This window comes from Frankia sp. CeRuru1 (assembly GCF_977966315.1).
The window spans coordinates 1-18,954 of the sequence record NZ_CDWWEW010000052.1 but is presented as its reverse complement, the minus strand read 5'-3'; the positions used below and the strand labels follow the sequence as shown (position 1 = coordinate 18,954).

The window sequence follows — 18,954 nt, the reverse complement described above, 5'->3', positions numbered from 1 at the left end:
ATCTCGCCCCCCCTCAGCGCCGCCCGGGTGCCCGCGGCGCGCGACGCCTCAGGCGCGCACCCACGGCCCCGCCTCGAGCCCGAGCTCGCCGAGCAGCTCGACGAGCTGTCCCGCTGCCTGATCCGGATGGACGCCGTCATGATGATGCTCGAAGCCGACCTGGACCGCCGGGCACTGGCTCTCGCGGAGCTGGTCGACCCGTTTCCCGACCTCCCACCCGCGGACTTGGCGCCCGCCGACCCGCTGGCCGGTGGCGCTCCCGGTTCCGGCTGGCCGGCCCGCCGGGCCGGGCGTCGCGGAGACGCCAGGTGATCAGGTCGGGTCGTGGCCCCGCTCGATCGCGTCCCAGGCGTCGGCCGGAGTGGCATCGCGGGCCTGGTAGCGGCCGGACATCGCGGGCCATGACCGGCCGCGCAGGACGACGAGGGCGCCGACGAGGATGAGCAGCAGCCCGCCCGCGAACGACAGCCAGGGAGCGATCGTCTGGCTGACGTCATCGATCCGCGCCTGGCCACCGGGCACGAGCTGGCGGACCTGATCGGTCTCGCGCAGCGTCGGGAGTGGATCCCAGCCGATGCGTCCGGCCACGTAGGCGATGCCGACCCCGGCGGCCACGATGAGCACACCGATGACCGGCCGCCCGATGCGCCGGGTGGCCACGATCGCCACGGCCGCGGCAAGCCCGACCAGGGCGAGAGCGGTCGCCGGCGAGGCAAGCGCCCCGCCGGTCCAGTGCACGGCGAGTGGCGCCGCGACGGCGCCGCCGTCCGCCCCACCGCGGGGCACGCTCACCCGGGCGGACACCCAGGTCGCACCGCCCGACACGAGCACGACGCCGGCACCGAGCAGACATCCCAGCACCGCGAGAGTGCGTTCCCGGTGGCCGCGTCGCATCGCCTCGGCCGCGTGCACATCGCCCCCGGGAGGGTGGCCCGGCGAAGGCGGCTCCGCGGTGCCGGCCCGGTCGCGCGGGGAGGATGGGCGCCCCGCGGAGGGGGACCCCGCGGCCGTCATGACGGCGGTCGCAACGACTCGGCGACCTCGACGGCGCGCAGGACGGCGGCGGCCTTCGCGCGGCTTTCCAGATCCTCGGTGTCGGGATCGGAATCCGCGACGATGCCGGCTCCGGCCTGGACATAGGCCATGCCGTCGCGCATCACCGTGGTACGGATCGCGATCGCGGTGTCCAGATCACCGCCGAAGTCCAGGTAGCCGACCACGCCCCCGTACAGGCCCCGCCGAGTCGGCTCCAGCTCGTCGATGACCTCCATCGCCCGCACCTTGGGCGCCCCCGAGAGCGTCCCCGCCGGGAACGTCGCTGCCAGCACGTCCACGGCGCTGCGGTCCGGGGCCACCTCACCGATCACCGTGGAGACGATGTGCATGATGTGCGAGAACCGTTCGATGGCCGCGAACTCGACGACCCGGACCGAACCGGGGTTGCAGACCCGCCCGAGGTCGTTGCGGACCAGGTCGACCAGCATCACGTGCTCGGAGCGTTCCTTCGGGTCCGCGAGAAGCTCCGCCGCAAGCTCGGCGTCCTGTTCGGGGGTGGCGCCCCGGGGCCGGCTGCCCGCGATGGGATGCAGCAACGCCCGGCGGCCGGTGACCTTGACGTGCGCCTCCGGGGAGGATCCGACGACGTCGTGGTCGGCGAAGCGCAGCAGGTACATATAGGGACTCGGATTCGAGGTCCGCAGCACCCGGTAGACGTCGAGCGCATCCGCGGTCGTCCGCCGTTCGAAGCGCTGCGAGACGACGATCTGGAAGCACTCGCCGGCGCGGATCTCCTCGATGGCCCGCTCGACCGCGGTCTGGAAGGCACCGGGAGGCGTGGCGGAGACGAAGTCGCCGACCCCCGCGGCGGTGCCCGCCGTGGTCGCCACGGTCGGCTCGTTCCACTTCGCGAGATCGCTGGTCATGGCCTCCAGCCGGGCCACCGCGTCGTCGTAGGCGGCGTCCAGGTCGATCCCGGCCGGGTGTGCGGCGGCGTCCGCGTCCCCACCGGTGGCGCCTGCGTCACCGGCACCACTCCCGCAGCCGGTGAAGACGTTGGCCACCAGCAGGCAGGAACCGTCCCGATGGTCCAGCACGGCGAGATCGGTGGTGAGCAGCATACGCAGCTCGGGAAGGCTGAGGTCGTCGACGGCGTGCGCGGGGAGCCGCTCGATGCGGCGCACGATGTCGTAGCCGAGATAGCCGACCAGGCCACCCATGAGCGGAGGGGCCTGTGGGCTGTTCGAGGCCTGCAGAGTGCTCTCCACCGCGCGCAGGATGTCGAGCGGGTCACCGTCGACCGGCACCCCGGGAGGCGGCGCACCGTCCACCCACACCGCCTGCCCGTCGCGCTCGGTCAGCGTCGCCGCGGCCCGCACACCGATGAACGAATACCGCGACCACACCCCGCCGTGCTCCGCCGATTCCAGCAGGAACGTCCCGGAGCCGCCGGCGAGCTTGCGGTAGACACCGACGGGTGTCTCCCCGTCGGCAAGCAGCCGGCGGGTGACGGCGACGACCGGATGCGCCGCCGCCGCGGCCCGGAACTCCTCCCGGCTGGGGATAATCTGCCCGGTCGTCATCGGTCCGCGCCAGCCTTGTCCGCGCCGGCCTTGCTCGCGCCGACGGGGTCACCGGCGGCACCGGAAACGCTGGCGGCACCGGAGAGGTCGCGGGGCCGGGCAGTATCCGTGGCCTCGGCGGTCGCCGTGGGCAGAAGATCGTCGTCGAAGCAGGTCCGCGTGCCCGTGTGGCAGGCCGGGCCCACCTGGTCCACCCGGACGAGGACGGTGTCCCCGTCGCAGTCGAGCGCGACCGACCGCACCCATTGCCGGTGCCCGCTGGTCTCCCCCTTGACCCAGTACTCCGCGCGGCTGCGGCTCCAGTACGTGGCCCGGCCCGTGGTGAGAGTCCGGTGCAGCGCCTCGTCGTCCATCCACCCGAGCATCAGCACCTCGCCGGTGTCGTACTGCTGGGCGACGGCGGGGAACAGGCCCGCGTCGTTGCGGCGCAGCCTACGGGCGATGGCGGGATCCAGAGCGGAAGGGCGAACGGTCACCCCACTATTCTGCTCGCGCTGCTCGCGCCCGGCGCCGCAGCGGTGCCGGCATCGGCCGACGGGCCGCCCGCCGGTCCCGTCCCGACCCCCGCCGCCCAGGACCGGTGCAGGCGCTGGTACACGCCGCGCATCGCGATCAGATCCCGGTGCGGACCGCGCTGGACGATCCGCCCGGCGCCCACGACGACGACGGTCGAGGCGCCGGCGCGTTGCCGCAGCCCGGCGAGGATCGCCGCCTCCGCTCGGGGATCGGCGCTCGTGGTGGCGACGGCGAGGACGAACAGCCGCACGCTTGGACACAGTTACCCTCTATCGGCGCACAGGTACGCCCGCGCCCCGCAGCGCCGTCTTCACCTCGCCGATGCGCAGCTGCCCGAAGTGGAACACGCTCGCCGCGAGCACCGCGTCCGCGCCCGCGCCGATCGCTGGCACGAAGTGGGCCAGGTCGCCGGCCCCGCCGCTGGCGATCACCGGGACGTCGACCTCGGCACGCACCGCAGAGATCATCTCCAGGTCGTAGCCGTCCCGTGTGCCGTCGGCGTCCATCGAGTTGAGCAGGATCTCCCCGGCGCCGAGCTCAACCACCCGCACCGTCCAAGCCACCGCGTCGATGCCGGTGCCCTTGCGGCCGCCGTGCGTCGTGACCTCGAAGCGCGGGCCGCCGGGACCGGGTGAGCGCCGGGCGTCCACCGAGATGACGATGCACTGGTTACCGAACCGATGGGCGCACTCGCGCACCAACTCGGGCCGGGCCACCGCCGCCGTGTTGATGCCGACCTTGTCGGCCCCCGCCCGCAGCAGGCGGTTCACGTCGTCGACCGAGCGAACCCCGCCACCCACGGTCAGCGGGATGAACACCTGTTCGGCGGTCCGCCGCACGATGTCGTAGGTGGTCTCCCGATCGCCGCTGGACGCGGTGATGTCGAGGAACGTCAGCTCGTCGGCACCCTCGGCGTCGTAGAGGCGCGCCATCTCGACCGGGTCGCCGGCATCGCGCAGGTCCGTGAAGTTCACGCCCTTCACGACCCGGCCGGCGTCGACATCGAGGCAGGGAATCACCCGGACCGCGACACTCATCGACCCACCGCACCCGCGCACCCGTTCCCTTGCCTATCCAGAGGGATTTTTCGGGCACAGAACCCTCTGGAAAGGCAAGGAAGCCGGCGGGAAGAGCAGCGCCGGCGGGGAGCCGTCACGGGGTCACGGCCTTCCCCGCGTTCCCGGCGTTCCCGGCGACGGCCAGGGCCTCGGGCAGCGTGAAGGCGCCGGCGTAGAGCGCCTTGCCGATGATCGCGCCCTCCACTCCGGGCACCGCGGCAATCGCGGTGAGGTCGTCGAGCGTGGCCACGCCGCCACTGGCGACCACCGGCCGGCTGGTGGCCGCGGTCACGGAGCACAGGAGCTCGACGTTCGGCCCGGTGAGCGTGCCGTCCCGGCGCACGTCCGTCACCACGTACCGGGCGCAGCCATCGGCGTCGAGGCGGGCGAGCACATCGAACAGCTCGCCGCCGTCCCGCGTCCAGCCCCGGGCCGACAGCGTGGTCCCCCGGACGTCGAGACCGACCGCGATACGGTCGCCGACCCGGTCGATGGCCCGGCGGACCCAGGCGGGATCCTCGAGCGCGGCCGTACCGATGTTGACCCGGGCCGCGCCGGTGGCCAGCGCCGCGTCGAGCGAGGCGTCGTCGCGGATGCCGCCGGAGAGCTCGACGGCCACGCCCACCGCGCGTACCACCTCGGCGATGAGCTCCCGATTCGACCCCCGGCCGAAGGCAGCGTCGAGATCGACCAGGTGGATCCACTCGGCGCCGTCGCGCTGCCAGGTCAGCGCCGCCTCCCGCGGGTCGCCGTACGAGGTCTCGGAACCGGCCTCACCCTGGACAAGTCGAACGGCCCTGCCGTCGGCCACGTCCACGGCGGGCAGCAGAGTAAGCGTCACATCGGCCACCCTACGGTCCAGCGGGGCGCTGGAGCCGCTCTATTACGGGACATCCGCCCTCGCGTTCACGCTCACCCAGGACAGGGCTCACCCAGGACAGGGCTCACCCAGGACAGGGCTCACTCAGGACAGGCTGCCGAGCCAGTTCGCCAGCAGGTGCGCCCCGGCATCCCCGGACTTCTCCGGGTGGAACTGGGTCGCGGCGAGCGCACCCCGCTCGACGGCGGCGGCGAACGGCTCGCCGTGCTCCCCCACGGTGTCCCCGGCGGCCGGATCGGCCTTCGCCGCATACGAGTGGACAAAGTAGAACCGTGTGTCCGCGGGCAGCCCGGAGAACAGGATCGATCCGGCGGGCGGCGCCACAGTGTTCCAGCCCATGTGCGGCAGGATATCGGCGGCGAGCCGGCGGACCTCGCCAGGGATCACACCGATCCCGGCCGTCCGCACCCCGTGCTCGTCACCGAGCTCGTACAGCACCTGCATCCCGACGCAGATCCCGAGCACGGGCCGTCCCGCCGCTACCCGCTCCCGCACCACGGGCGCGGCGCCCACGGCGCCGATGCCTGCCATACAGGCCGCATAGGCCCCCACGCCCGGTACAACCAGGCCCGCGGCGCCGCGGGCCACGTCAAGATCCGCGGTCACCGTCACGTCGGCGCCGACTCGGGCGAGCGCGCGCTCGGCCGACCGCAGGTTTCCCGAGCCGTAGTCCAGGACGACCACCCGGGGACGCCGGCCGGGTCCGTCTCCGATCACAGCACATGGGTCTGGTCCGGGCGGCCGCGGCGCCGGGCGGCCGGGTCCGTCTCCGGTCACAGCACACCTTTCGTGGAGGGTATCCCGGCGACGCGGGCGTCGAGCGCCACCGCGTCGCGCAGGGCCCGCGCGACCGCCTTGAACTGGGCCTCGACCACGTGATGGGCGTTGCGGCCGGACAGCACCCGCACGTGCAGCGCGATCCGGGCGGACGCGGTGATCGACTCGAAGATGTGCCGGGTCAGCGTCGTGTCGTAAGTTCCGATCATCCCGACGAGATCCGGTTCGGCGTGCACGCAGTACGGCCGGCCGGACAGGTCGACGGCGGCTTGGGCGAGCGCCTCGTCCAGCGGGACGGTGGCATCCCCGAACCGGCGGATACCCGCCTTGTCGCCGAGTGCCTCGCGCAGGGCGGACCCGAAGGCGATCGAGGTGTCCTCGACGGTGTGGTGGGCGTCGATGTGCAGATCCCCCCGGGTACGCACGGTGAGGTCGAACCCGCCGTGCTTGCCGAGCTGGGACAGCATGTGGTCGAAGAACGGGACGCCGGTGTCCGACGAGGAGATTCCCGTCCCATCGAGGTCGAGCTCGACCAGGACGTCCGACTCCAACGTCTTGCGTTCGATTCGCGCGGTGCGTGCCATCGGGGGCTTCCTCGGTCTCTGTAGGTCTCAGGCCGTGCCAGGGCGCTCGGGCCGTGCCAGGGCGCTCGGGCCGTGCCAGGGCGCTCGGGCCGTGCCAGGGCGCTCGGGCCGTGCCAGGGCGCTCGGGCCGTGCCAGGGGCTCAGGCGGTGGCGAGGCTGATGACACCGTCCGCGCCGATGACGCTGCCGGTGAGGGTTCTGCCCAGCGCCCCGAGAAACGCGTCCACCTCGTTCGGCAGCCCGGCGGTGACCCGCAGCCAGCCGGTCAGACCGACGTCGCGGACTAGCACCCCCGCGTCCAACAGGCTCTGCCACACCGCCCGCTGATCAGCGAACCGGCCGAAGAACACGAAGTTGGCATCGCTCGGAGCCAGCCGCAGACCGAGCGCCGGCAGCTCCCGGACGATGCGGTCGCGCTGGGCCTTGACCGCCTCCACCGTGCCGAGCAGCTCGTCGGCGTGCGCGAGCGCCGTGCGCGCGACGGCCTGGGTAAAGCTCGACAGATGGTAGGGCAGCCGCACCAGGTGCAGCGCGCCCACCACGGCGGGGTGCGCGGCGAGATAGCCCACCCGGGCACCGGCCAGCGCGAACGCCTTGCTCATCGTCCGGGTGACGACGAGCCGCGGATGACGGGGCAGCAGCGTCAGCGTGCTGGGCACGCCGGCCCGCCGGAACTCGGCGTAGGCCTCGTCGACGATGACCATGCCGCTGCCGGTGGCCTCCACCGCCTCACAGGCGGCGACGACGACCTCGGGCGGCAGGGCCGTGCCCGTCGGATTGTTCGGCGAGCAGAGGAAGACCAGGGCAGGTCGGTGCCGGGCGATCGCGTCGGTGACCGCGGCCGGGGAGAGCGTGAAGTCCTCCGCCCGCTCCCCGGCCACCCACTCGGTGGCGGTGGCCAGCGCGATGAGGCGGTGCATCGAGTAGGACGGCTCGAACCCGAGCGCCACCCGACCGGGCCCGCCGAACGCCTGGAGGAGCTGCTGGAGGATCTCGTTGGAGCCGTTGGCGGCCCAGACCTGGCTAGTGTGCACGCCGAAGCCGGCATCGGGTGTCAGGTAGTAGGCGAGGTCGGCACGCAGCGCCTCGGCGTCCCGGTCGGGATAGCGGTTCGCCTCGGTGGCGACGAGGGCCGCGGCCTTGCCGAGGGCGTCGACCAGCCCGGCCGACGGCGGGTGCGGGTTCTCGTTGGTGTTGAGCCGCACCGGCACGTCGAGCTGCGGAGCGCCGTAGGGCGAGAGCCCGCGCAGGCTGTCGCGCAGCGGCAGGCCGTCAGCGTCCCACGGGCGCCACGGCCGGTCCTCGGCACCGCTCCCGGCCGCCTTGAATGTCATCGGAGTCGAACCTCCACCGCGTCGACATGAGCTGTGAGATCCTCCGCTCCACCGAGCGCGGCGATACGCGGGGCGACGGCGGCGAGCCCCTCCCGCGTGCACTCGACCACCTGGACCTGGCGTTGGAAGGTGGTGACCGCCAGACCGCTGGAATGCCGGGCGGTGCCGCCGGTGGGCAGGACGTGGTTGGACCCGGCGAGGTAGTCGCCGAGCGGGACGGGAGCGTAGTCGCCGACGAAGACCGCTCCGGCGTGGCGCACCCGGGCGGCGACCGCGGCGGCGCCCGTGGTGTGGATCTCCAGGTGCTCGGCGGCCCAGCCGTCCGCCACCGCGAGACCCGCGTCAACGTCCGCGACGAGCGCGACCGCCCCCTGGCCGGCGAGCGACTCCGCCACCCGCTCCCGGTGGCGGGTGGCGGGCACCTGCTTGCCGAGCTCGACGTCGACCGCGTCGGCGAGCTCCACCGACGGGGTGATCAGCAGGCAGGCGGCCATCGGATCGTGCTCGGCCTGGGCGATGAGGTCGGCGGCGACGAAGGCCGGATCCGCGGTGGCGTCGGCGAGGATCGCGACCTCGGTCGGGCCCGCCTCGGCGTCCACCCCGACAACCCCGCGCAGCAGGCGCTTGGCCGCCGTGACGTAGACGTTGCCGGGCCCGGTGATCACATCGACCGGCGGGCAGCTCGCGGTCCCGTAGGCGGCCATCGCCACGGCCTGGGCTCCGCCGGCCGCGTAGACCTCCTCGACACCGAGCAGCGCGCAGGCGGCGAGGACCACCGGATGCGGCAGCCCGCCGTTGTCCTTCTGCGGCGGGGAGAAGACCGCGAGCGAGCCGACCCCGGCCTCCTGAGCGGGCACGACGTTCATCACGACGCTGCTGGGGTAAGCGACCCGCCCGCCCGGCACGTACAGGCCGACCCGCTCCACCGGCACCCAGCGCTGCGTCACCGTGGTACCGGGCGCGACCTCGATCGCCACCGGCTCCCGCAGCTGCGCACGGTGCACCAGCCGGGTCCGGCGGATCGCCTCGGTCAGCGCGTCGTGCACGGCCGGATCCAGGGCATCCGCGGCGGCGGCGAGAACCTGGGCGGGCACCCGCAGGCTCGGCGGGCGGATCCCGTCGAACCGCTCCGCGGCGGCGAGGACGGCCACGTCGCCACGGTCCCGCACGTCCGCACAAACCGGCCGGACCGCATCGACAGCGACGTCGACGTCGACCGCGGCCCGCGGCAGTAGCCGCCGGATCTCGGCTGCGGCAGGCAGCGCGCCACGCAGATCAAGCCTTCTGAGCACGGTATAGAGATTAGCTGGCCTCGGCGGGACCGGTAGAATCGCAGGTCCGCCGGAGGTGCAAGGCTGGTTGCGTGTCCCCTCTACATCCCCTGTCAGGGCCGGATCACCCGGGCCGGGCGCCGGGTGATCCGGCCGAATCCGGCGAGTCGTTGGCGATCCTGCTGGCGGGCTACCGGGTGCATGCCCGGGCGCCTCGCGCGGCGGTGGCGGCGCTGACCGAGCAGCCACGCACCCTGCGCCAGCTGGTCCAGAGTTCGGGCCTGCCCCGGCGGAGCGTGGAGGAGATCCTCGCCAGCCTCGGCGACGATCTGCGGACCGGCCCCGACGGGCGTCACGTGCTGCGCCCGGCGTCGATCGACCGCTACCGCGGCCTGATCCGTTATGACGAGCTGAGCGGGCAGACCCCGCTCGACCCCCTCGCCGCCGTGATCGCCCGCCACGGCCCGCTGGTCACGACCATGCATGATCTCATCGCTGCCGCGCCCCGACCACGGGCCGACCTCGATCACGTGCCCGCAACAGCGACGACCGTCGTGCGCCGGGCCGGCTGGCTGCAGACGCGTTACGACCTGCGCGGCGCGCATCTGCTGTGCATAGGTGATCATGATCTCACCTCGCTGGCTGCGGTCTCGCTGATTGACGGGCTCACCGTGACCGTCGTCGACATCGACGACGAGCTGCTCGCCTACCTGGACAGCTCGGCCCGGTCGTTGGGCGTCCGGCTGCGGTGCCTCTACGCCGACCTGCGCTTCGGCCTGCCGCCGGCGGTGGTGGGCACGGCCGATCTGGCGTTCACCGATCCGCCCTACACCCCGGAGGGCGTGGCGCTGTTCACCAGGCGCGGTGCGCAGGGTCTCGCGGACCGCGAGCATGGTCGCGTCCTGCTGGCCTACGGGTTCAGCGACCGGGTACCGACGCTGGGTTGGAAGGTGCAGCGGGCGCTGATCGATCAGGGCTTCGTGTTCGAGGCCATCTGGCCAGGCTTCCACGTCTACGAGGGCGCGGAGGCGGTGGGTGCCAGAGCCGACATGTACGTCTGCCAGCCGACCCCGACCACCTGGAAGCAGCTGGACCGCTCGGCCACGGCGGCCACGGCGGCCACGGCGGCCACAACCGCGACGGCCGCCATCTACACCCGGGGCCGGCAGTCCACGCAGAGCCGGCCGGCGCGCCTGACCGCCCCGGTCCTCGACGCGGTGGCCGCCTTCCTCGCCACCGGACCGGCGGGCCGCGCCGTGTTCGTTGGCGAGCGGCGGGAGGTCGACGCGGTCCACGTGCGTCTCGCGACCGTGTTCGACCGGGGGCTGCCCGCGTTCGCCTCGACCGGGCCCGGCGCCTCGACCGAGGACGGAACGGTCAGCGTGGCCACCGACCTGTCGGACGATCCGGGCCCCTGGCTGACCAGGCTCCTCCTGGCGGTCAACGCGGACCGGCTCGCCGTCGTCGTCTCCTCCGATCACCCCGATCTGGGCGTCCGCCGCCGGCGGGCCCAGGGTGACCCGCTGCGGCAGCTGCGGGCGAAGTGGACCGCCACCCCCGCCCGGGACCTCGGGGACCTGCGGCTCGTGACGTTCACGGCCGTCGACCCGGCGGCGCTCGGCCCCGCCGACCGGCTCGCCCGGTGGCTGCTGGACCGCCCGCACGGCAAGATCAGCAACGTCTGGCGAGACGGGCTCATCCGGATCGTCCGGGAGGATTCGGGACGCACGCTCTCCCAGCGCGACGCCCGGGCCGCCGTGACCCGGGTCGCGCGCGATCCCGACCTGCTAGCCGCCCGGCTGATCGATCTTCCCCGGCACGCCCTCGAGGGAATCCTCGCCGCGCTGTCGTCCGGCGACACGCTGCCGGCCGAGCCGGTGAGACCGGGCTGGATCCGGCAAAATGGGCAGACGTTGCGAAACGAGTAGATACTGACGGAATCGGAGCTGGCGACGGCGGAATCGCGGTGGCACCCGCGGGGCCGGCGGCCGGACGCGCCCAGTGCCGCCTACTGTCATGCTATGGCGACGCCTGCAGGCAACGGCTCTCGAGCACACGCAGCGGACCTGCAGCGGTATCCCGACCCCGTCGGCGCCCGGGTACTGGTAGTCGAGGACGACGACGGCCTCGGTACCCAGCTCGTGCGCGGTCTGGACCGTGCCGGCTACACCGCCGACCGGGTGCGGACCGGGGAGGCCGCGCTCGCCCGGGTCGACGGCGTGTCCCCGCCCGACCTCGTGCTCCTGGACCTGGGACTGCCCGACATCGACGGCGCGGAGGTGTGCCGGCGCATCCGCGAGCGCGGGGACACCCCCGTGATCGTGGTGACGGCTCGGGGAGACGAGGCGGACCGGGTCGAGGCCCTGGACCTCGGTTCCGACGACTACCTGGTCAAACCATTCGGATTCGCCGAACTGCTGGCCCGGATACGGGCGGTGCGGCGGCGCGCCGTCCGGGCCACCGGTGAGAGCTCCGACGTGGTCCGGCACGGGCCGCTCGTCCTCGACCGGCGCAGCCGGCGGATCTCCGTCGACGGCCGTCCGGTCCAGGTGACGGCGCGGGAGTACGATTTGCTGGCCTTCCTGGCCCGCGATCCCGGCCGGGTCCGGACCCGACGGGAGATCTTCACCGCCGTCTGGGGCGACTGGTTCGGCTCATCGAAAGTCCTCGACGTACACATCGGCGCGATCCGCCGCAAGCTCGGGATTCCCGAACTGATCGAGACGGTGTACGGAGTCGGCTTCCGCCTGGGCAGGCCGCCGACGCCCGACGCCGATCCGATCCCCGGTGACCAGGGCGCGCCACCCCTCGGCCGATGACCCGGCGCATCCTGGCCGCTCAGCTCGCACTCACGACGGCGCTGCTCGTCGGCCTGTGCGTCCCGATGGGGCTCGACGCCACCCGCCACGACCAGGCGCTGTTCAGCCTGCGGCTCACGGCCGCGATGCAGGCCTACTGTGCCGAGGTGAAGTGGCGGCGGCTGTCCGCCGGCGCGGCCCCGCTGCCCGCCGCCGTACGCGACAGTGCGGCCGTGCCACCGGACGAGCTCCGGCTGTTCGACCCGAACGGTACGCCCGTGGCCGACACCGGGGACGACATCCCGATCATGGCCTGGGATCTGGATCGGGCCCGCCGGGAGAACGTGGTCATCAACCCGAACGCGGCCAATCGACACCGGATGATCATTATTGCTCCGGTGTCCAACGCGCAGGGTCTGGTCGGCATCCTGGCCGTCGCGCGCAGCGATGCCGGGCTGCGCGCCTCGATCATCCACCGGTGGACGATGATCGCCCTCGCGGGCGTCCTGGTCGCACTGGCCGCATTAGGGATCTCGATCCTGCTGGCCCGCTGGGTGGGCCGGCCGCTGCGCCAGCTCGAGCAGGCGGCGACCGAACTCGGTGCCGGCGATCTCACGATCCGGGCCAGAGCCGTCGGTGGCCCGCCCGAGGCACGCAAACTTGCCACGACGTTCGACGCGATGGCGGGACGGCTCCAGTTACTGGTCGACAGCCAGCGCCGGTTCCTCGCCGACGTCTCCCACCAGATCCGCACCCCGCTGACGGCGATGCGCCTGCGCTTGGAGCTGCTGCAACAGGACGTGGACGCGGACACCGCCGACGAGGTCGCGGGCACCCTGGTCGAGGTGCACCGGCTCTCCCGGATGGTCGACGGGCTGCTGGCGGTCTCCCGGGCCGAGCATGCACCGATCCCGACCCAGCCGATCCCCCTCGCGGTCGTCGCCGAGGAACGATGTCTGATCTGGCGACCGGTCGCAGCCGCCGCCGGAGTGACGCTGACCTGCGACGTCGACGCGGACCAGGTCGTCCAGTGCACCCCGGGGCACCTGGAGCAGATCCTCGACAATCTCCTCAGCAACGCGCTGGAGGCCACCCCGCCCGGCGGCCGGGTCAGCATCGCGTCCGGGACGAACCCAGCGGCCCAGCCACGCCCGGTGGGCGCCGGAGGCACCGCGGAGGCGGGCTTCGGGACGGGGAGCACCGCGGACGAGATGGACGAGATGAACGTCACCGGGCCGCAGAGCACCATGATGGCGGGAAGCAGGACGGCGGGAAGCAGGACGCGGCTCACGGTCACCGACAGCGGGCGCGGCCTGAGCGCCGAGCAGCGGGCCGCCGCCTTCCGCCGGTTCAGCTCCAACCTCAATGCCGACCAGCGATGCGACAACCAGCGATGCGCCGACCAGCGAGGAGAGGTGCCCGGCCGGGCCGATCGGCGCGGGAACGGCCTCGGGCTCGCCATCGTGCATGCCCTGGCGACCGCCGACGGCGGGACGGTCACTCTGGCCGAGAGTGCCAGCCGGGGTCTGTGCGTCGTCCTCGACCTGCCCCGGACACCTCCAGACCGACGGCGGGCGGCACCCGCATCGCGGCCGCGCCGGGCTCCGGGGCGCGGGCGGACATCGGCAACCATCCACGAACTACTGGAAGTAGTGGATTACGTCACGACGGATCACGCCATGGCCGACGACAGGCCGTGGCGACCGGGCAACGACTCCACCAGACTCCCGATTCACTAGATGATCTTTACTGGTTCTTTCCGAGCCGAGGAGCGGTCCGTAACCGCAATGCGTCCCGGGCCGGTTATTTTCGAACCGAGCCACCAGGGATGGAGTTCCACTGATCATGGTAAAAAGTCCGGCACAGAAGCTTCGTGACGTCGCGGCAACCGGTGTCAGCACGCTTCGCCGCGAAGGCGCAAAAAACGGCAAGAGATTGAAATCATCCTATCTGGCCGATCCGATCCACAGCTATCTGACGGAGCACAGCTCACCCCCGGATCCGATCCTCGACGAACTCTTCGCCGTGACGGCGGCGCTCCCCGAGGCGGAGATGCAGGTACCGGCCGAGCAGGGGACGTTCCTGACCATCCTGACGGCCTCGATCGCCCCGCGCCGCGCGGTCGAGATCGGTACCTTCACCGGCTATTCCGCGCTGTGCATCGCCCGGGGCCTGCCCGCCGACGGCCGACTTCTCTGCCTGGACATCAGCACGGAATGGACCTCGGTCGCCCGCCGGTACTGGGCTCGGGCCGGTGTTTCCGATCACATCGACCTCGTCCTCGGACCGGCGGCCGACAGCCTCGGCATGCTCCCCGAAGAACCCACCTTCGACCTGGCGTTCATCGACGCGGACAAGACCTCGTATAGGAGGTATTACGAACTTCTCCTTCCCCGGATGAACCCGAACGGGGTCATCATCGTCGACAATGTGTTGCAGTATGGGCACGTGGTGCGCTCCCACTCGGACAATCCTGCTGTCGTCGCCGTCAAACAGTTCAACGATCTTCTTACCGACGACTCTCGGGTACAGGTTGTCATGCTGCCCATTGCGGACGGACTGACCATCGTCCGGAAACTGCCCTCGCCGCGGACACCCGTCTAGGCTCCCCCGGCCGGGGGGTCCGCGGTCGCCACGAGGAGGCCGGCACCGGCCGCACCGGTCGGTCCCGGCGCGATGTCACACCCGGGGCCGCGCTCCCGCCGAGGTCCGACCTCGGCAGGCGGCACCCGTGGGACGCAGGTGCCGTCGGGACAATCTTCTACGAAGAGTAGAAGGCAAGATGGTCGGGTGACCGTCACCTCGACAGGTGCGCTCCCATGCACCTGACCCAGTCGACCGACCTGGCGCTGCGGGCGCTCATGCTCACAGCCACCCGGGAGGATCGCCTCACCGTCCGCGACCTCTCGAAAGCCCTCGATGTTCCGCTCACCCACATGGCGAAGATCGTGCAACGCCTCCAGCGGCTCGACCTCGTGGTCACCGTGCGCGGACGCACCGGCGGGGTGCTGCTCGCCCCGGGCGCGACGCAGGTCACCGTCGGGCACATCGTCCGTGCCCTCGAGGGCACGGACGAGTTCGTCTCCTGCGACGGTCCCCCGTGCCCGCTGCGATGCGCCTGCCGACTGCGCCCCCTCCTGCGACGAGCCCAGGAGAACTTCCTGGTCACACTCGACGAGGTGACCCTCGCCGAGCTCACCGACGAACCCGCCGGCGCCGTCCTGCGCTCCCTCGCGCCACCGGTCCGCTGACACCCGGCCCCGCCCGCCACGAAACGCCCTGGAACCACCCGGGACTGGACGAGCGGACCCCGCCGTTCTGTCGGACCTGCGGGCAAGAATCGTCTGGAACGCAGGCTGGTTACGGGAGGAATCCCCCGCAACGTCTCGGCGTCAGGCCGGCGCCTCGGACCCGAGGTCCGCCAGCACCGGCCTTTCCGCGAATTCTCTCGGTTCGTTTTTCCCGCTACTGCTCCGCTTTATCGTGCTCCGCCCCGGCGAATACCCGAGGTCACCCTCGTCAGCTTCCGTAGGCGGCGATGAAGGGCGTATCAGCCTTGATCTTACCGAGCTTCGTGGCGCCGCCCGGCTCACCGAGCGGTGCGTCCCGACCTGGCAGGACGGTGCTGAAGAACAGCGCCTCGCTTTCAATGAACTCCTTGTCCTTCGCGGAAACACGGTCGTCACTGATGGCCGCGCCGACCGGGCAGGACACTGCGCAGGCGCCGCATTCCGTGCACTCGTCCGGATTGATGTACATCTTACGGTCACCCTCGTAGATGCAATCGGCCGGGCACCCCTCCAGGCAGGAGCCATCCTTGACATCGATACACGCGGCGGTGATGACAAATGGCATGAGAACCCTCACTTCCGATCGACCATGCCGGACCACATCCGGACGGCAGTCAATCCCATGGCTGGCCTCCGACTGCTTCTCGGCTGGTTCCGACCGAGACGGATGGCCGTGCGGCGAACCCGAATGAATGGTATAGGTTCGCGGGGCGCCGGCAGGTCGTGCACCGTGAACGGCATGTAAACAAATTATCCGCGAGACAAGCCTCACGGATATCCCCGAGATTCATCAGAAAGAAAACCTCAAGGATATTTTTATCAATAACATTATCTTGATTTGGATCGCGCCAGAATACCCGCCCGCATTCCCCCGGAGGATGCCATCACGGTACCGGCCCGGCACGAGGCGGCAGGGTGGCGGGGTGGCGGGGCCGCCCCCGGGAGAAATCCGGGCGCCGGTACCCGCCGGTCGTACCCACCGGGCGTACCCACTGATCACACTCCGGGAAGGCCGCTGATCATGCGGCGTCACCGGCGTTCCCCAGACCCCGCCCGGGCGGAGGTTCACGATCCAGGCGGAGGTTCGAGGGCCCGGGGAGCAGGCGATCGTTGCAGGTGGGACGGAATTTCCATCCGGACGATCTCGCCGTAGGCGAGGAATCTCATGAGCACGAAGAACCAGTGCGCCGGCCACACCTGCAGTCGGACGGGGGGTTGGCCGGCAAGCATGATGACCATGCTGTCGCCATCCACCCCGGACGCCCGCAGGTACGGGTAGCCGATATCGGTCCAGCCGGTCGTGAGCGCCAGCGCGAGGCGCCAGTTCGTCAGGAAAAGGTGCCCCTGAGAGACAGGGCGCCACTGGACCGCGGCGAGCGCCTCGGCGCGCCTGCGCTGGCTGCCGTTGTACAGGGCACTGCCGAGCAGGGACGCGCCGAGCAGAAGGGGACTACCGAAGGCGACGAACCACCCCTGATTATAGGTGACGTTCTGGCCGATGTACTGCCAGACGCAGACGGGTGCCTGGGCCAGCACGGCTTCACCCGCACCCAGCGCGATCTGCACGGGTTGTGCCCGCGGACGCCATCCGCGCGTGAGCGCCTCACCGAGTTCCGCGCCAGCCAGCCAGCTCTCCTCGTACGGGGTACGCGGTCCCGGCCGCATCGGACGATGTCGGGGCAAGGTCACCAATCCCACGTCGCGCGATCACTGTCAGCCTTGATTGTCCATCATTGCCGTTCATCATTCGCAGGGCCGGCGCGGGGCATCCGGATTGGTTCACCTCCGCGCGCAGGCCGGGCGGGACCTTCCCCGACCGGCCTACGGGTTTTCCCGCGCCGACCGGCGGCCGGAATTCCGTCAGCCTTGTACTCGGTCAGGCCTTGTACTCGGCCAAGGCATGTACTCGGTCATGACGCCCCCCGCACGATTTCCAGCGGTCTACCTCGAGGAACGGGCAGAGATGGTTCTTGATCCGTTGAGCGTACCCATGCTGATCGCCAACACCGTGCTGTAATGCCCCCATGGCGACATTCGGTGCGATGCGACGGCACCCGGAGCGGCACAGCACGAACCGTTCGGGCTGGCTGCGCGCGGCCGTCCTCGGCGCGAACGACGGCCTGGTCTCCACCTCCAGCCTCATCGTCGGCGTCGCCGCGAGCGGCGCCTCCACCGGCGCGGTCCTGACCGCCGGGATCGCGGGTCTGACCGCGGGGGCGATGTCGATGGCGGCCGGGGAATATGTGTCGGTGAGCTCCCAGGCCGACGTGGAACACGCGGACCGGGCCAAGGAGAGCGCGGAGCTGGCGGCCAACCCCGCGGCCGAGCTCGCCGAGCTGGTCGGCATCTACGAGCAGCGCGGCCTTCCGCGCGACCTCGCCAGGCAGGTCGCCGTGGCACTGACCGAGCGGGGTGCGCTGGAGGCGCACCTGCGCGACGAACTCGGCCAGAGTGAGGCCACCCGGGCGCGCCCGGTCCAGGCCGCCGTCGCGTCGGCGGGCAGCTTCACAGCCGGCGGGCTGGTGCCGTTCCTCGGGATGTCGGCCCCGGCGGGGGCAGGCCGCCTGGTGCTCGTCGTCGTGGTGACGGTGATCGGTCTCGCCGTCGCGGGCATGCTCGCCGCGCGGGCCGCCGGTATGGCGCTGCTACGTCCGGCCCTGCGCGTCGTGCTGGGCGGCGCCGCGGCCATGCTGGTCACCGCGCTGGTCGGTCTGATCACCGGCGCGGCCGGCGGCTGACCGACCGCCGGGACGTACCTGAGCCCACCACCGATCCACCGCTGGTCCGTGGGCTCATACCGTTCCTCGGTGAGCGCGGGGCGAACCACGGGTCGTCGGCACCGGCGCCGCCGGGTCTGGTAGGCGGCTACATCCGGTGTTCGACGATCACGTCGGCGGTCATCGCCAGCGCGCCGGGGCTGCGCGGGCTGCGCACCACCACGAGGGCGAACAGGGCGTCGAGCACCGACAGGTGCACGATCCGGCTGGTCATCGCCTCGATGCGATACGCCGTCTCCCGACTGCCCACCACCACCGCGTGCTGCACCAGCTCGGTCAACGGTGACCGGGCAAAGCTCGTGATCGCGGCGGTGTGCGCCCCGGCGTCCACGGCCGCCCGCATCGCCGCCAGTGTCTCCGCCGTCGAGCCGGTGTGGCTGACCGCAACACACAGATCACCCGCCGCCAGCATCCGGGCGGTGACGTGCTGCACATGCGCGTCCCCGGCGAACCGCGCATCGACCCCGACCGTGGTCAGCCGGTAGGCGGCATCCATCGCCAGCGGCGCCGACGTCCCCACCGCCACGAACAACGTCCGCGGCGCGGCGACGACCAGGTCGGCGATCGCCGCCAGCACGCCACCGTCGATCCCCCGCGCCGCCTCGGTCAGCGCACTCGCCGCCCCGCCGAGCACCTTCCCGGCAATCTCATCCGGGCCATCGGCCGCGGATACCTCGTCCACCAGCTGCCGCTCCACCGGCAGCGTCTCCCGGATCAGCGCCAACTTGAGTTCCTGATAGCCCCGAAGCCCGAGGCTCTGGCAGAACCGCACCACCGTCGCCGGCGAGCTTCCCGACACCTGCGCCAGCTCGCTCACCGACTGGTGGATCATCGCAACCGGGTCGGCGAGGACCTGCCGCGCCACCCGCTGCTCCGCCGACGACAGCGACGCCGACAAAGCCCGGATGCGCTCCAACACGGCGGGCGCGGCAGCGCCGCCCTCGACCCTCACAGTCACATCACTAGTCACGACACGTCACGCTAAGCGCGTAGGCGCAACGGTCAGATGCCTAAAGGTAAACTTCGGATGAATATTTCATAGTATCATGTATTATGAAAGTCCATTTCGGTCCCGGGCGGTCGGTGTCGG

Annotated in this window: 20 protein-coding genes; 7 read left to right on the top strand and 13 right to left on the bottom strand. The window is 71.6% G+C overall.

The genetic code is table 11. The features are described from left to right. A partial coding sequence (locus AC08OP_RS06265) for a hypothetical protein (protein ID WP_476613315.1) occupies window positions 1-312 on the top strand: 312 nt, incomplete at its 5' end. Here the strand turns inward: AC08OP_RS06265 and AC08OP_RS06260 are convergent. The 10 genes from AC08OP_RS06260 to hisD form a co-directional block, all read right to left on the bottom strand. After that, on the bottom strand, window positions 313-1,014 hold the full coding sequence (locus AC08OP_RS06260) for a Trp biosynthesis-associated membrane protein (RefSeq protein WP_476613314.1): 702 nt from the start codon (window positions 1,012-1,014) through the stop codon (window positions 313-315). After that, window positions 1,011-2,579 carry an anthranilate synthase component I gene (locus tag AC08OP_RS06255; protein ID WP_476613313.1) on the bottom strand — a complete coding sequence of 523 codons (1,569 nt, stop codon included), beginning with the start codon at window positions 2,577-2,579 and terminating at the stop codon, window positions 1,011-1,013. The genes AC08OP_RS06260 and AC08OP_RS06255 overlap by 4 nt, the downstream gene beginning before the upstream one ends. Then, on the bottom strand, window positions 2,576-3,055 hold the full coding sequence (gene hisI, locus AC08OP_RS06250) for a phosphoribosyl-AMP cyclohydrolase (protein WP_476613312.1): 480 nt from the start codon (window positions 3,053-3,055) through the stop codon (window positions 2,576-2,578). The genes AC08OP_RS06255 and hisI overlap by 4 nt, the downstream gene beginning before the upstream one ends. Beyond that, the gene (locus AC08OP_RS06245; RefSeq protein ID WP_476613311.1) at window positions 3,052-3,345 is read right to left on the bottom strand and encodes a hypothetical protein; all 294 of its coding nucleotides are present in this window, start codon (window positions 3,343-3,345) and stop codon (window positions 3,052-3,054) included. Before AC08OP_RS06245 ends, hisI begins: the two co-directional genes overlap by 4 nt. 19 nt (window positions 3,346-3,364) lie before the next feature. Then, the gene (gene hisF / locus AC08OP_RS06240) at window positions 3,365-4,132 is read right to left on the bottom strand and encodes an imidazole glycerol phosphate synthase subunit HisF (RefSeq protein ID WP_462203582.1); all 768 of its coding nucleotides are present in this window, start codon (window positions 4,130-4,132) and stop codon (window positions 3,365-3,367) included. A 115-nt stretch (window positions 4,133-4,247) separates the two neighbouring features. Next, window positions 4,248-4,994, bottom strand: a complete 747-nt coding sequence (gene priA / locus AC08OP_RS06235; protein ID WP_476613310.1) for a bifunctional 1-(5-phosphoribosyl)-5-((5-phosphoribosylamino)methylideneamino)imidazole-4-carboxamide isomerase/phosphoribosylanthranilate isomerase PriA — start codon at window positions 4,992-4,994, stop codon at window positions 4,248-4,250. Window positions 4,995-5,117: 123 nt separating this feature from the next. Continuing rightward, window positions 5,118-5,750, bottom strand: coding sequence for an imidazole glycerol phosphate synthase subunit HisH (gene hisH, locus AC08OP_RS06230; protein WP_476613309.1), 633 nt, complete (start codon window positions 5,748-5,750; stop codon window positions 5,118-5,120). 56 nt (window positions 5,751-5,806) lie between these two features. Further along, window positions 5,807-6,394 carry an imidazoleglycerol-phosphate dehydratase HisB gene (gene hisB, locus AC08OP_RS06225; RefSeq protein ID WP_476591919.1) on the bottom strand — a complete coding sequence of 196 codons (588 nt, stop codon included), beginning with the start codon at window positions 6,392-6,394 and terminating at the stop codon, window positions 5,807-5,809. A gap of 140 nt (window positions 6,395-6,534) precedes the next feature. Beyond that, on the bottom strand, window positions 6,535-7,728 hold the full coding sequence (locus AC08OP_RS06220; protein ID WP_476613308.1) for a histidinol-phosphate transaminase: 1,194 nt from the start codon (window positions 7,726-7,728) through the stop codon (window positions 6,535-6,537). Next, complete coding sequence (gene hisD, locus AC08OP_RS06215) at window positions 7,725-9,020, bottom strand: histidinol dehydrogenase (protein ID WP_476613307.1); 1,296 nt, start codon at window positions 9,018-9,020, stop codon at window positions 7,725-7,727. The genes AC08OP_RS06220 and hisD overlap by 4 nt, the downstream gene beginning before the upstream one ends. A 71-nt stretch (window positions 9,021-9,091) precedes the next feature. Here hisD and AC08OP_RS06210 point away from each other — a divergent pair, with 71 nt between their 5' ends. From AC08OP_RS06210 to AC08OP_RS06190, 5 genes are all read left to right on the top strand, one after another. Beyond that, window positions 9,092-10,927: a bis-aminopropyl spermidine synthase family protein gene (locus AC08OP_RS06210; RefSeq protein ID WP_476613306.1), complete on the top strand. Its 1,836-nt coding sequence runs from the start codon at window positions 9,092-9,094 to the stop codon at window positions 10,925-10,927. Between the two features lie 93 nt (window positions 10,928-11,020). Further along, on the top strand, window positions 11,021-11,818 hold the full coding sequence (locus AC08OP_RS06205; protein ID WP_476613305.1) for a response regulator transcription factor: 798 nt from the start codon (window positions 11,021-11,023) through the stop codon (window positions 11,816-11,818). Beyond that, window positions 11,815-13,536 (top strand): sensor histidine kinase, encoded by a 1,722-nt coding sequence (locus AC08OP_RS06200; protein ID WP_476613304.1) that lies wholly within the window; start codon window positions 11,815-11,817, stop codon window positions 13,534-13,536. Before AC08OP_RS06205 ends, AC08OP_RS06200 begins: the two co-directional genes overlap by 4 nt. A gap of 106 nt (window positions 13,537-13,642) precedes the next feature. Beyond that, window positions 13,643-14,401, top strand: coding sequence for an O-methyltransferase (locus AC08OP_RS06195; protein ID WP_476613303.1), 759 nt, complete (start codon window positions 13,643-13,645; stop codon window positions 14,399-14,401). A 215-nt stretch (window positions 14,402-14,616) separates the two neighbouring features. Next, entirely contained in the window at window positions 14,617-15,048 is a 432-nt protein-coding gene (locus tag AC08OP_RS06190; protein WP_476613302.1) for an RrF2 family transcriptional regulator, read from the top strand. Between the two features lie 268 nt (window positions 15,049-15,316). Here the strand turns inward: AC08OP_RS06190 and AC08OP_RS06185 are convergent, their stop codons facing one another. Further along, on the bottom strand, window positions 15,317-15,652 hold the full coding sequence (locus AC08OP_RS06185) for an indolepyruvate ferredoxin oxidoreductase subunit alpha (RefSeq protein ID WP_476601874.1): 336 nt from the start codon (window positions 15,650-15,652) through the stop codon (window positions 15,317-15,319). A 500-nt stretch (window positions 15,653-16,152) separates the two neighbouring features. Further along, the gene (locus AC08OP_RS06180) at window positions 16,153-16,752 is read right to left on the bottom strand and encodes a hypothetical protein (protein ID WP_476613301.1); all 600 of its coding nucleotides are present in this window, start codon (window positions 16,750-16,752) and stop codon (window positions 16,153-16,155) included. Between the two features lie 359 nt (window positions 16,753-17,111). On the opposite strand from AC08OP_RS06180, the gene AC08OP_RS06175 reads away from it, so the two are divergent. Further along, entirely contained in the window at window positions 17,112-17,825 is a 714-nt protein-coding gene (locus AC08OP_RS06175; protein ID WP_476613300.1) for a VIT1/CCC1 transporter family protein, read from the top strand. 127 nt (window positions 17,826-17,952) lie between these two features. Here AC08OP_RS06175 and AC08OP_RS06170 read toward each other — a convergent pair whose 3' ends face one another. Then, the gene (locus tag AC08OP_RS06170; protein WP_462203763.1) at window positions 17,953-18,822 is read right to left on the bottom strand and encodes a MurR/RpiR family transcriptional regulator; all 870 of its coding nucleotides are present in this window, start codon (window positions 18,820-18,822) and stop codon (window positions 17,953-17,955) included. Window positions 18,823-18,954 lie beyond the last annotated feature (132 nt).

Coding starts and splice junctions, on each gene's coding strand:
- AC08OP_RS06260 (WP_476613314.1), bottom strand. CDS start 1,014: ATGACGGCCGCGGGGTCCCCCTCCGCGGGGCGCCCATCCTCCCCGCGC.
- AC08OP_RS06255 (WP_476613313.1), bottom strand. CDS start 2,579: ATGACGACCGGGCAGATTATCCCCAGCCGGGAGGAGTTCCGGGCCGCG.
- hisF (WP_462203582.1), bottom strand. CDS start 4,132: ATGAGTGTCGCGGTCCGGGTGATTCCCTGCCTCGATGTCGACGCCGGC.
- hisB (WP_476591919.1), bottom strand. CDS start 6,394: ATGGCACGCACCGCGCGAATCGAACGCAAGACGTTGGAGTCGGACGTC.
- AC08OP_RS06220 (WP_476613308.1), bottom strand. CDS start 7,728: ATGACATTCAAGGCGGCCGGGAGCGGTGCCGAGGACCGGCCGTGGCGC.
- AC08OP_RS06205 (WP_476613305.1), top strand. CDS start 11,021: ATGGCGACGCCTGCAGGCAACGGCTCTCGAGCACACGCAGCGGACCTG.
- AC08OP_RS06200 (WP_476613304.1), top strand. CDS start 11,815: ATGACCCGGCGCATCCTGGCCGCTCAGCTCGCACTCACGACGGCGCTG.
- AC08OP_RS06195 (WP_476613303.1), top strand. CDS start 13,643: ATGGTAAAAAGTCCGGCACAGAAGCTTCGTGACGTCGCGGCAACCGGT.
- AC08OP_RS06190 (WP_476613302.1), top strand. CDS start 14,617: ATGCACCTGACCCAGTCGACCGACCTGGCGCTGCGGGCGCTCATGCTC.
- AC08OP_RS06185 (WP_476601874.1), bottom strand. CDS start 15,652: ATGCCATTTGTCATCACCGCCGCGTGTATCGATGTCAAGGATGGCTCC.
- AC08OP_RS06180 (WP_476613301.1), bottom strand. CDS start 16,752: ATGCGGCCGGGACCGCGTACCCCGTACGAGGAGAGCTGGCTGGCTGGC.
- AC08OP_RS06175 (WP_476613300.1), top strand. CDS start 17,112: ATGGCGACATTCGGTGCGATGCGACGGCACCCGGAGCGGCACAGCACG.